Origin of the sequence: Paenibacillus protaetiae, assembly GCF_004135365.1 — a bacterium.
In the GTDB taxonomy this organism is placed as follows: domain Bacteria; phylum Bacillota; class Bacilli; order Paenibacillales; family Paenibacillaceae; genus Paenibacillus_AP; species Paenibacillus_AP protaetiae.
Window position 1 is genome coordinate 2,853,761 of the sequence record NZ_CP035492.1, and the last position, 12,075, is coordinate 2,865,835.

The following is a 12,075-nucleotide window of genomic DNA, read 5'->3' on the forward strand; positions in this document are numbered from 1 at the left end:
ACTCTATCGTCCCGCTTAGCCCGGGCTGCCGCTTAGTTATACCGGCGGATCCAGTCATCCGGCACGTCGATCTCGCGAATGACCTTTGCCGGCGTCCCGCCGGCCAGCACACCGGGCGGAATGTCGCGCGTTACCGTGCTTCCGGCCGCCACCACCGAACCTTTGCCAATTGTGACGCCGGGCAAAATAACCGCCCCCCGCCCGATCCAGACATTGTCCGCAATGACAATCGCTTTGCCGCGCGACTCGTCATGCACGTCTACCGGATGGAAATTGGTATCAATCATGTTAACCATCGGGCCGATAATCGTGTTGCTGCCGATCGTAATCGACTTCGTACATCCGATATCGAGGCCGTAATTAAAAAAGACGTTGTCGCCAATCGTAAGCTTCGCTTGCTTCCCGACGGTAACGGAGGACGGAAACGGCTTCGCATGGAAGGCGACATTCCGGCCGATGACCAGCTTTCCTTTATTGCGCAAAGACAGCTTCCCCTGTATGCGGCATAATCGCCCTGCGGAGCTTGCCTTCACCGGAAAAACGACCGCCCCCTTCAGCACGGCGAACAGCTTACCGATAGGGATTTGACGGTACGGAATACTCATGTGCTTCACCTGCCGCTTCCTTCTTTGGCCCTTTCGGCAGCAGACGGCGGTAAGCCGCTTCAACCTGCCGGGCAATGGCCGCCATATCAAATTTTTTCATAACGTTCTGGTACCCCAGCTTGGATAAAACCTCAAGGTCTGCCGGGTTGTCATATATGCGGGCCAAAGCCTGCGACAGCTCGCCCACATCCCCGTCTTGCACAATAAGACCGCCGTCCGTGTGGCGGATAATTTCCGGCGCGCCGCCCGAATCCGATACGATAACCGGCGTCTGGACAAGCATCGACTCGATAATGACCCGCCCGAACGGCTCGTTCAGCGAGAAGTTGACCGTCACATCGCATTCTTTCATAACATCCAGCGGCTTGCTGCTGTAACCATGGAATAGAATGTGGTTCTCCAGCCCGTATTCCGCCGATTTCCAGATCAAGTCCTCGTAATAATGGTCCGAACCATCTACAGAGGCGTCTCCGACGATCCACAGCTTCCAGTCTTTCCGGCCTGAATCGGCCAATCGCTTGACCGCTTCAATGACGAGATCATATCTTTTCCATTCGACGATCCGGCCGAACATCCCGATAATGAGCTGCCCGTCCTCCATAAACCGCCTGCTTTTAGGCGCCAGCGCAAGCGAAGGGTCTACCCCGTTATAAATAACCGTTTTGTTGCGGCCTTGAATGGAGCTTGCCACGAACTCGGATATGCAAATCACCCGGTCGAAAAACCGCGGCAGCACTTCATTAAACATCCGTAGATGCGTATGATCGCGGTGATGCCACACGAGCTTCTTGCGGGTCAGCAGCTTTAACGGCGCGATGTACCAAGGCGCCCGCCAGCCATTGGCATGCACGATGGAAATATGGTTTTTCCGGACGAACGACCGGATCTTCATGACCGTCTCGAGATAACCGAAACCGTAACGCTGCTTGATGCTGTTCAGTTCTAACGGAAAATGCGTATATTCCGCACGGATTTCATGCAAATAATTGGCGTTTTTCGGGCTGAGCAGAAACACCCGAAACTGGGTTCTGTCGATGAAATTAATGAGGTGAATCAAACTTTGCTCGGCTCCGCCTTTTTTGTCCGCGTGCGTGACGAACATGACGTTTGTTCTTGTATCGCTTCTCATTAAAGCACCTGCTTTATCGGATAGGTTGGCTGCAGCGAGCCGATATAGCTGCTAAGCACATCTTTATGGTTATAATGCTTGCGGATAAACTGCTGCGACGCGTCCAGAAGCGACTTTGCCCGCTCCGGATTATCGAGAAGCGTTCGGATTCGGACATAAAACTCCTCCGGGCTGTCCCCGACCATAATATGCTCGTTATCCTTCAGGCCCGTTCCTTCGCAGCCGACCGAAGTGGATACGACCGGCAAGCCGTTCTGAATCGCTTCGATCGTCTTCAGCTTGACGCCGGCGCCGTGCTGCATCGGATTGACGAACAAATAACCGCTCTGATAAATATCATCCAGGTTTTGCGGCGTATCATGCACAACAACGTTCATCAGGTTGTACGGCTCCAGCCAGCTTAAGCTCATCTTGCGGGTGTTGCCCGCAATGATGAATTTATAATCCTGCTCCTTCAGCAGAAGCGGATGAATATACTTCAAGTACCATTCGATGCCTTCCCGGTTGTTCGGCATAAAAAGCGAGCCGATAAACACGACATGTTTGCCGGTAAAAGAACCTTTCCGAAAGTGTTTGGATACGGGCGGCGGCAAAAACTGGCTTGTGGCTGCCGGATGCTCCCGTCGGAATTTCTCGAATTCCTTGCTGGAAATAAACAAATACTTGTCCACTTTCTCCAGCATTTTTTTGCTCAGCTGCTCGAATTTGCGGCTTTCCATACGGTAGTACAGCTTATGGGCCGCTTTGCGGGTGCTTTGCGCCAGCGACTTAAAGTACACCGCTTCATCGTTATGTACACGCAGAATTGGAGTAGCGGAGCCGACGTTGGGATTGTCCAGAAGCGGATATACATAATCCCCTTCGAGGAGCACGTAATCGTAGTCCTTATCGACCTGTACGTTTCGAAGCTCCGTTCTGGACTGCACCTGCATCGGATCGGCATGCAGCAGATCGGTAATTTTGCTTTTTCTGCCGCACAGAAATACTTTTTCGGCATAACCTTTCACGACTTTCATGTCGGTCTCCGAAGGCATCTGCTTGCCGCATACGACCAAATGTATCGTATAGCCGAGTTCGGCAAGCACCTGAATCCGCCCCCATGTGTCCACTCTGCCGCCGTGGTCGGCCGGATAAGGGAAATCGCTGCAGGCTACAAGAATTTTCATTGGGCCACCTCCGGTTTTTGGGATGCCGGCTGCTCGCTGTCGGCTGGCCCGAGAAAAAAGCTGATAAACGCAAATAACAGCCATATTTCATATTTAATTTCAAGGGCGACAAACAGCAGCGTCAGCAAAATATTAATTAACGCCATAAATAAGATCGAATTGGACTTCACTTTCGCAATCAGGTTGCGGGCGATTAAATAGAAATAGGCGACGGAGAACAAGCCGCCGAACATAATCCACTGGAACAGCCCTGACTTCACGCCCAAATTTTTGTCCGAGTCGGAATAGGTCATCAGCTCGGACGTATTGATTTGGCTCATCCCGAACAGCTTGTAATACAGCTTGCCAAGCAAGTTGACCGCTATGTCCACGTTTTGCTGAAAAAATGTCAAATAAGCGCCCGTGCCGACGCCAAACGGCTGCTGAATGACCGTCGCAACGGCGATAATAATCGTGCCAAGGCGCGTCGACGACGAGGTGTAGTTCTCGATATCGTTGTTAAAAGAGCTGATCAGCCCGGCCGAAAAGTTGGCAATAAACAAATACATGGCTGCAATAACAGCCAGCAGCAGGAAAAAATTTTTTTTCTTCCGGAAATCCAGAAATTTAACCATCGTCACGACCATCGTCAGCATGCTGACGATCATAAAGCCCTTCGAGCCCGTATTCATCAAATAAAACAGGAAAAAAAACGCCCCGTACGCATACGAAAGCAGCTTTGCGGCACCTTTCAGCTGGCTGCTCAAAAAAATGAGGATGGCCGTATAAACGACCACAATCGAGCCGGTGGTGCTGCTTTCCGAAGTAAGCAGCCGGACCCGCCAGTACGGATTGCTGCCGGAATGCAAAAAAGGGAATGCGTTAGGCATCGTAGCCAGCTCAACGCTCATAATGAGGAGGAGCACCGTCACGACCAATAGAAAGCAGCCATACAGCGCCTTGTAGCTTCTGAATTTGGAAAACAGGAGCGACATATGGCGGATGTACAGCAAGATGACGACAAAATAGATCAGCACTTTGACCGCTTTTCCAAGCAGATTTTCGGAACCGAAGCTGTAGGTCCCCTTTAAAAATTCAGCAAAAATATAAATCAGGCTTATGACCCACAAGTAACAGATAAAAGCCGCCAAATACTTTTGAAACGGTGTTCCAAGCACCACTCGTTTATGTTTAGCCAGCATCGCAGCTTCGCAAAACAAAAAAACCGGTAGCATCAGAATGATCGGGGATCTGCCGATTTCACCAATGGCGTTAGCCAGGGGAAAGTCCTGATAAACGGTGAGCAGCAGCATGAAGCACAAATAGGCGGAAAGCAGCAGCTTGCTCAGCCCTCCGCGCCCCGTCCCCTCCTCCGCCGGCCGGCTTGTCAACATTCGTAAATTCATTCGTTAGCTCCAATCGGTTAAGCGTTAACCATATGTTTTTACAGCAGCGGCAAAGCTTTCTTTCTCGCCGCGGAGCGCTCTGTCGTAGATCCGCTCGATCTGCTGATTCATTTTGACGGAGTGGAATTTGCGGTAAAAGATTTGTTCCCCCGCTTCTCCCATCCGGGCCAGCTCCTTCTTATCCAGCGAACGGATCAAACGGGCAAGCTGCTCCGGCTGATCAAAGTCAAATAAATAACCGTTAACGCCATGCTGGATAATTTCCGGCAGCGCACCCCGCCGGCTGGCAATAACCGGCTTCCCTCCGCGCAGCGCTTCGATCGCCACAATGCCGAAGCCTTCCCAGCGCGACGGAACGACTACAGCGTCGCAAGCTTGGACATAACGGCCGATTTCCGCATTGTTCACCCAGCCGATCTTCGTTACCTGATCCGGAAGCTGGACCGGCTCCGCTGATTCCTTCAGCACCGTGTCCCCGACCAAATACAGATGAACATTCGGGAACCGGTTCGTGCGGAACACATCAAGCAGCAGCTCAAATCCTTTTTGCCGGTCGAAACGGCCGATAAACAGCAGGTTAATCCGGCCTTCCGGCACTTCAAACGGCTCCGCCCCGGCGGCCGGGCTGTCCGATACGCCGTTGTACACGACAACCGATTTGCCGGATGGCAATCCGTACCGGGTCGCCATCTGAAATTCATAATCCGAAATATGGATGATGTAGTCGGTACGGCGCGCCAGCAGTTTCTCGGCCGCAGCGTAAATCCGTTTCTTCCACGGCTTCGTGTCCATCAGAAACGCCCAGCCGTGGGAGCAATAAATAACCGGCGGGCGCTGCCGCCGCATAAAAAACAACGTTCGCAGGAAAAACCCTGCGAACGTCCCGTGAACATGAATAATATCCGGCTGCAGCTCCTTCACTTTCCGGCCGATGGCGCGCATGGCGCGGAGCATGCCAAGCGGCTTCCGCTCGTACGGATACAGAACAAGCCGCTCCGGGCTGATCTTCAGCGCATCCCGGCTGGAGTTCAGCTCGGAAGCCATCAAATAGACGTCATGCTTGTCCGCCTGGAACTGCAGCACTTCATTCAGGTGGGTTTCCACCCCGCCTTTCGTAAACTCCGTAATATGAAGGACTTTGGCCATTTCCGTTCGCTCCTATCGATCCGGTTAATACGCGTCTTTGGAGCCAACCATCGCTTTAACCGTTTTTAGCAAAATTTTCATATCCTTCATGAGGCACCGCTCCCGGATATATTGCAGATCCAGCTCCACCATTTGGCTGAACGACAGGCTGTTGCGCCCGCTGACCTGCCACAGGCCGGTACAGCCCGGCGTAACGGCAAGGCGCTGCATATCATATTCGGTATATTCCGCCACTTCCCGCTCCACAGGCGGCCTTGGGCCAACGAGCGACATGTCGCCGCGCAGCACGTTAAACAGCTGCGGCAGCTCGTCGATGCTCGTTTTGCGGATGATTTTGCCGATTCTCGTAATGCGCGGGTCGTTTTTCATTTTAAACATCGCACCGCTGATTTCGTTCTGAGCGAGCAGCTCTTTCAGCTTCTCCTCCGCGTTAGCCACCATCGAACGGAATTTATACATCCGGAACCGGACGCCGTCTTTGCCTACGCGGGTTTGGTAAAAAAACACCGACCCTTTTGGATCCTCCAGCTTGATGAGCAGCGCCACGATAATAAACAGCGGACTAAGCAAAATAATGCCGGCTGCCGCTCCTGCTATATCAACCGCACGTTTAAGCACCGGATACAGGCTGCCTGCATTATCCTGCCGGGCATGCGCGTAATAATCACCGACATGAATGGCCGTATCTTCGCGCAAAGGTGTTTGCATCGGTTATTCACTCCTTATCCCAATTAATTGTTGTCCCAGCTCTCTTTCCAGCAGTTCGCTCAGCTCGCTGATCAGCTGATGGCGAAGCTCGTTGTTGCGCAAAGCAAAATCAATGGTTGTCATAATAAAGCCGAGGCGCTCACCGACGTCGAAACGTTTGCCCTGGAAGTCGTAAGCAAATACGCCTTGCTTCATGTTCAGCTTCTGAATCGCATCCGTCAGCTGAATTTCGCCCCCCGCCCCGATTTCGTGCTGGCCCAAATATTCGAATATTTCCGGCGTCAGCACGTAACGGCCCATAATGGCCAGATTCGAAGGCGCTTTTCCTTTGGCCGGTTTCTCTACGAACGAATTCACATGGTACAGGCGGCCGATCGTTCTGCCCGGATCCACAATCCCGTACCGGTCCGTCTGATCGACATGCACCGGCTGGACGCCGATAACCGAACGGCCCGTCTCTTCGTATTGCTCGATCAGCTGTCTCGTGCAGGGCACTTCCGCTTCTACGATGTCATCGCCCAGCAGCACCGCAAACGGCTCGTCCCCGATAAAATTGCGGGCGCACCAGACGGCGTGGCCAAGCCCTTTTGCTTCTTTTTGGCGTATGTAATGAAGGTTGACGTTCGAAGATTTTCTGACCTTCTCCAAAATATCCAGCTTGCCTTTGCTCTCCAGCGTATACTCCAGCTCGAAGTTGCTGTCGAAATGATCCTCGATGGCACGTTTGCCTTTGCCTGTAACCACAATAATGTCTTCGATGCCCGACTCAATCGCTTCTTCAACGATGTATTGGATCGTAGGCTTGTCTACGATTGGGAGCATTTCTTTCGGCATTGCTTTTGTTACCGGCAAAAAACGGGTTCCCAGTCCGGCTGCGGGAATAATGGCTTTTCTCACTTTTTTCATTCGAAATCACCCTATCCTCTATATGTTGTTGGTTGTTCTTCATCAGGCCAAAATGCTAGAAATGCCAGCTATGCTCTCCTGTTGCGGAGCGGAAAACATAGCTCGGACTTCTAGAACGGCAAGAGCCCGATCATGGCAGTATTCATTTGAAATGAATCTGAATCGTTAAAGGGCATTTAACCCCGCCTCACATCACACTCTTGACGATGAACGTCTAAGGCCGCCAGGCCCACAGCATGACCGAGTGCCTCCAGTGATAAAGGTGCGGGAGACATTACCTTTACGGCATTAGTTAAAAGGTTAGCCTTCCTTCGATTCACCGTAATAGTAGTAATAGGAATCGTTGTCCTTGACCGGAATGTTGTTCAGCACAACACCGATAATTTTTGCTTTTACAACTTCCAGATACGATTTGGCCTTCAGCGCCGCATCGCGCTTCACCCGGCCGGAATCGATCACGAGCACGGCGCCGTCGCTTTGGCTGGCCACCAGCTGAGCGTCGGTAACGAGCATAATCGGCGGCGTGTCGATAATGATGACATCGTACAAATCGCGCAGCGCCGCAAGCAGCGATTCCATCCGCTTGGACTGCAGCAGCTCGGAAGGGTTAGGCGGCGTAGGGCCGGCCGCCACAACGGTCAGATTGTCGATGTCGGTATGCTGAATCGCATCCTGCAGCTCCTGCTGGTGAAACAGAATGGTCGTCAGCCCTTTCCGGTTCGACACGGAAAAAATATGGTGCTGCGTCGGTTTGCGCATATCGGCGTCGATCAGCAGCACGCGTTTGCCGGCCTGCGCGAAGGCAATCGCCAAATTGGCGCAAGTTGTACTTTTGCCTTCGCCCGCTGTCGAGGAGGTGACCATAATGACCTGCAGCTTGTCATCAATCAGCGAAAACTCCAGATTGGTGCGCAATATCCGGTACCCTTCCGAAATAGGGGATTTCGGATTTTTGTCCATAATGATGTTCCACTTAGACGTCAAACGAGACATTATTTTCCCTCCCCGCTATCGGTTTTGCCGGCATAAGCCGGCTGGCATCCTTCAGATCCTGTTCCCGGATCCGCGGAATGGAAGTTAACACCGGCAAGCCGAGTATCCGCTCTACATCCTCTTCGGTGTTAATGCTGTCATCCAGGTAATCGAGCAGGAATGCAATGCCGATGCCAAGCATCAGGCCCAGCATAAAAGCAACGGCAATGTTCATTTTTGGGTTTGGAGCAACCGGTCCATGCGATTCCGACGGATCGGCCTGATCCAAAACCGAAATATTGTCCACCTTCATCAAGGAAGGCACCGATTTCTGAAAAACAAGGGCGACCGCGTTGGCGATCTGAGCGGCGTGCCCGTACGACTCGTCCTTGACGGAAATCGACATGACCTGCGTTTCGTTCACGGAGCTGACGTTCACTTTGCCGATCAAATCCCCGTAGGACTCGTTAAGCTGCGGATAATCCGATGCCACCTGCTTCATAATGCGAGGCGTTTTAATAATCTCTTTGTAGGTTTTGATCAGCTTCACCGTTGAATCAATAGCGCCAAGATCCATAGTGGTCAGCAGCGAGCTGCTTCCTTTGTAATCATTGACAATCAGCTTTGCGGTCGCTTCATATTGCGGCTTCACCAGGTAATAAGAGTAGATGCCTGTCGAAAGACAAAAGATGATGACGATAAGCGCAATCATCCACAATCTTTTTCGAACGATTGTCCAGTATTGTTTTAATTCCAAAATAGTTCCTCCATTGCTTGTAAAGTCAGTTGGACTTGTTGGCGAGAGGCTCCGAAACGAATAGAAATTCGTATATACATTATTCATTACGCGACCATCGAGGCGTGGCATGACAGCCCAAGCTCTGCCAACAAGGCGTTACATTACGCGCTTGCTGTCTACAGCTGCCCAGCCTTCTGCATCAATAAACGCCCCGACCGTGCCGCCTTGAATAATAAATTCCATCATATCCTCAAAGCAGGCGTCGATTCCCCGTTTGTGCAATAAAGCCGTTGTAACTGCCGCCAAATCAACCCGCTGTTTCACTCGGCCGGAATCCGGCAGCCCGGCTAAATCCGCTTCGTTTAAGCTTGCCGCTTCCCGCCGGGAGAGCGTCGGGTCTTCCGACAGCCGCTTCAAAAACTGCGCCAATCTGACTTTTTTCTGCTCCTGATTCCAAACGTTCATCTCTTCGATTTCCCTCCATCCAAGTGACACGGTGCAACCTTTATCTCTTCTGTACCATGGAAAATGAAAGACAGCTACGTTTCGAACAGCTCCGGGTTCATCTGCACCCTGCGTTATTCCGGTGTTGCTCTGCATCAAGTATGACACAGAACGCCGCAGCTGGTTGAGGGAATAAAGGCTTGGTTTCAATTAGTCAATCCTATTCATTTTGAAAATGCTTCTCATAAGCAAGGCTACCTAATTATTCAATATGAGAACTTTTTTCCTTTTCTCATTTTAGAGCCTTCCATTTTCGTTTTTACATTTTTCTGAATATCGAAAGCGCTTTACTGTTTTGCAGCCCGGTGCACCTTTGGACTCACCCCATTTTCACCTGCATTTACGTATTTTTCCTGTAACATCAAGGATCTTCCGTAAATGGCGCAATAATCGCCCCTGAATGTAATCGCTGCCAAAATGAAGCGCGGCGGCAAGGAAGGGACTAACGGCCAGCAGTCCTAATTTTGTCCTATACGAGGTCATGCCTCTTGCACAAATTCCATCGCGACGGACTAAAAAACCAAAAACCGGATTACCGTGCGTTTGGGCCTAATTGGTAGGTCCAGCTGGGATTCTGCATGCCGGATATCCCGCTTCGCAAGCCCGGTTTTCCGCTGCGCGGCTATTCGGCCAGCCCCCTATTGGGCAGCGGCGCTGCCTGCGCCACACCGTCAATCCGGCATACCAAAAAGCCGGCATGCTGCCGTCCGCTCTAAAGCGGCGCAGCCATGCCGGCCCGTCAAACCTGATCTCATTCTGCAAATGCAATGCCTTCCGGCGATAACGCCGTAATACGCGCCAGCGAATCGACCCGGTACCCCGCCTCTCTCAGCTTTGACGCGCCTTCCTGGAACGATTTCTCGATCACAATCCCGATTCCGGCGACGCTTGCCCCCGCTGCTTCGACGATACGCGCCATGCCAAAAGCCGCTTCTCCATACGCAAGAAAATCGTCAATGATCAGTACTTTTTCGCCGGGCGACAAAAACTTGCGGGAAATCGCCACTTCGCTTGCCACCTGTTTCGTGAACGAATAGACCTGCTCGATGTACAAGTCGTCGCGCAGCGTCAGCGACTTCTGTTTGCGGGCGAACACAAGCGGCACCTTCAGCGCCAAAGCCGTCATGACGGCCGGCGCAATGCCGGACGACTCGAGCGTCAGCACTTTCGTTACCCCGGCGTCTGCATAAGCAGCCGCAAACGTAAGACCGATCTCGTACATCAGCTGCGGATCCACCTGATGATTCAGGAACGAATCTACCTTCAGCACCGTATCGCTCAACACGATGCCTTCCTGCCTGATTTTATCCTGTAAAGCTTTCATGGCATTAACGACCTCCTGCGCTCTTCATACACCATTCCTATAATATAGTGAGACTACTAGCAAACAGGCCAGAATGCAATAGGCTTTAATGCGCTGCAGCTGCGGAAAGCGGCGCTTCCTTGGACGAGCGGAACAGGTATGCGATTAGCATAACCGCTGCGAAACCAATCAAATACACGGATACAACACCCAGATTGCTCCAGTAAATATCCCCGTTGCCGGTTGAAATAACAGCCTTCAGGCTTCGCAGCACGTATGTCATCGGCAGGCAGCCGCCCACTGCTTGAATCCATTGCGGCGCAAGCTCCATCGGGAACGTGCCGCCGCTGCTCGCCAGCTGCGTAACGACCAGCGCGATGCCGACAAGCTTGCCCAGCGTGCCAAAGACCGCAACCAGCATCAAAATAAGAGTCGTTTGCAAATGTCTGTTTAAAACGAAACATTATTTACCAGCATTTCTTGCATTGTGCAAGCAGTCAAGGTAAGCTAACAATAATACAGACATACAGGATAGGAATGTAGAACGATGACTAACCATGACAAATCACCCTACAGCTTGCTTGAAAGCCAAATTTCGATTTTTATGCGCCGCGCCGAAGCGGCTCGCCTGTCCAACATTATGGGCAAAGAGATGGACCGCTCCTCGTATTTGATTCTCCGGCTGCTTGAAAGCCGCGGAGCGCTTGGCATCAAATCCATTTCGGATATTTTCCAGCTGGATATTTCAACGGTAAGCCGGCAAATTAATGCTCTGGAAGCAAAAGGGCTTGTAGAACGGTTAACCGACCCTAATGATGCGCGGATCAGCCTGCTGCAGCTTAGCCCGGATGCACCGGCGCTGCTGGCGGAAGTCCGGCAGTCCAGAGAACAGTTCTATGAGCATCTGCTCTCCGACTGGTCGCAGGACGAAATCGTCACATTCGGCAAACTGCTTCACAAATTTAATGAAACCGCAGAAAGCCGAAAGCGTACGCGATGATAGAACTAAACTCATCATTAGAGGAAAGAAGGTGAACTATGGACGAAGCCTTATTGCAGCTGCTCGACTATGAAATCAGCATTCTTCACCGGCGCGCCTCGCTAAACCGCAAAATCGGAGAGCTTGACCGTGCTGCATATTTGCTTTTATACCAAATGTCCGTCCTGGGCAAAATCGGGGTTAAAGCGCTTGCAGAAGAATTTCATCTCGATGTCTCGACCATCAGCCGTCAAACGTCCGCCCTGGAGGAAAAAGGTTATGTCATGCGGACGCCTGATCCGGACGACGGACGGGCCAGCTACTTCGAGCTGACTGATCTGGGCAGGGAGAAGCTGCGCGATGCGCAGGCTTACCGGATGTCCCGCTTCAAGCGTATATTTGAAGAATGGAACGATGAGGATCTTCAGAAGTTTGGCCATTATATGGTGCGCGTCAACCGCACATTTATTGATTAGATGCAAAAAGGAAGCATACGGGACCGGCCCGCTGCTTCCTTTTTTGTATGCGTGCAA

The 12,075-nt window shown here is 51.8% G+C and carries 14 protein-coding genes; 2 read left to right on the top strand and 12 right to left on the bottom strand.

Features of this window, described 5'->3' with window-relative positions; all coding sequences use genetic code 11:
- Positions 1 to 32: 32 nt before the first annotated feature.
- The 12 genes from ET464_RS20595 to ET464_RS13230 form a co-directional block, all read right to left on the bottom strand.
- Positions 33 to 605 carry a DapH/DapD/GlmU-related protein gene (locus ET464_RS20595; RefSeq protein WP_129441590.1) on the bottom strand — a complete coding sequence of 191 codons (573 nt, stop codon included), beginning with the start codon at positions 603 to 605 and terminating at the stop codon, positions 33 to 35.
- On the bottom strand, positions 571 to 1,734 hold the full coding sequence (locus ET464_RS13180) for a glycosyltransferase (protein ID WP_129441592.1): 1,164 nt from the start codon (positions 1,732 to 1,734) through the stop codon (positions 571 to 573). Before ET464_RS13180 ends, ET464_RS20595 begins: the two co-directional genes overlap by 35 nt.
- Positions 1,734 to 2,900 carry a glycosyltransferase family 4 protein gene (locus ET464_RS13185; protein ID WP_165279997.1) on the bottom strand — a complete coding sequence of 389 codons (1,167 nt, stop codon included), beginning with the start codon at positions 2,898 to 2,900 and terminating at the stop codon, positions 1,734 to 1,736. Before ET464_RS13185 ends, ET464_RS13180 begins: the two co-directional genes overlap by 1 nt.
- On the bottom strand, positions 2,897 to 4,285 hold the full coding sequence (locus tag ET464_RS13190; RefSeq protein ID WP_129441596.1) for a hypothetical protein: 1,389 nt from the start codon (positions 4,283 to 4,285) through the stop codon (positions 2,897 to 2,899). The genes ET464_RS13185 and ET464_RS13190 overlap by 4 nt, the downstream gene beginning before the upstream one ends.
- Before the next feature lie 24 nt (positions 4,286 to 4,309).
- A complete protein-coding gene (locus ET464_RS13195; RefSeq protein ID WP_129441598.1) occupies positions 4,310 to 5,431 on the bottom strand; it encodes a glycosyltransferase in 1,122 nt (373 codons plus the stop codon).
- A 24-nt stretch (positions 5,432 to 5,455) separates the two neighbouring features.
- Positions 5,456 to 6,139, bottom strand: coding sequence for a sugar transferase (locus tag ET464_RS13200; RefSeq protein WP_129441600.1), 684 nt, complete (start codon positions 6,137 to 6,139; stop codon positions 5,456 to 5,458).
- Between the two features lie 3 nt (positions 6,140 to 6,142).
- On the bottom strand, positions 6,143 to 7,045 hold the full coding sequence (gene galU, locus ET464_RS13205) for a UTP--glucose-1-phosphate uridylyltransferase GalU (RefSeq protein WP_129441602.1): 903 nt from the start codon (positions 7,043 to 7,045) through the stop codon (positions 6,143 to 6,145).
- A 300-nt stretch (positions 7,046 to 7,345) separates the two neighbouring features.
- Positions 7,346 to 8,038: a CpsD/CapB family tyrosine-protein kinase gene (locus ET464_RS13210; RefSeq protein WP_129441604.1), complete on the bottom strand. Its 693-nt coding sequence runs from the start codon at positions 8,036 to 8,038 to the stop codon at positions 7,346 to 7,348.
- Complete coding sequence (locus ET464_RS13215) at positions 8,019 to 8,774, bottom strand: YveK family protein (RefSeq protein WP_129441606.1); 756 nt, start codon at positions 8,772 to 8,774, stop codon at positions 8,019 to 8,021. The genes ET464_RS13210 and ET464_RS13215 overlap by 20 nt, the downstream gene beginning before the upstream one ends.
- A gap of 138 nt (positions 8,775 to 8,912) precedes the next feature.
- Entirely contained in the window at positions 8,913 to 9,221 is a 309-nt protein-coding gene (locus tag ET464_RS13220) for a hypothetical protein (protein ID WP_129441608.1), read from the bottom strand.
- Between the two features lie 790 nt (positions 9,222 to 10,011).
- The gene (locus tag ET464_RS13225; RefSeq protein WP_129441610.1) at positions 10,012 to 10,584 is read right to left on the bottom strand and encodes a xanthine phosphoribosyltransferase; all 573 of its coding nucleotides are present in this window, start codon (positions 10,582 to 10,584) and stop codon (positions 10,012 to 10,014) included.
- Positions 10,585 to 10,669: 85 nt separating this feature from the next.
- Complete coding sequence (locus ET464_RS13230; protein WP_129441612.1) at positions 10,670 to 10,987, bottom strand: ABC-2 transporter permease; 318 nt, start codon at positions 10,985 to 10,987, stop codon at positions 10,670 to 10,672.
- Positions 10,988 to 11,110: 123 nt separating this feature from the next.
- Between ET464_RS13230 and ET464_RS13235 the strand changes: the two genes are divergently transcribed.
- Positions 11,111 to 11,563 carry a MarR family winged helix-turn-helix transcriptional regulator gene (locus ET464_RS13235; protein ID WP_129441614.1) on the top strand — a complete coding sequence of 151 codons (453 nt, stop codon included), beginning with the start codon at positions 11,111 to 11,113 and terminating at the stop codon, positions 11,561 to 11,563.
- A gap of 155 nt (positions 11,564 to 11,718) precedes the next feature.
- Positions 11,719 to 12,018, top strand: coding sequence for a MarR family winged helix-turn-helix transcriptional regulator (locus ET464_RS13240; RefSeq protein ID WP_425271771.1), 300 nt, complete (start codon positions 11,719 to 11,721; stop codon positions 12,016 to 12,018).
- Positions 12,019 to 12,075 lie beyond the last annotated feature (57 nt).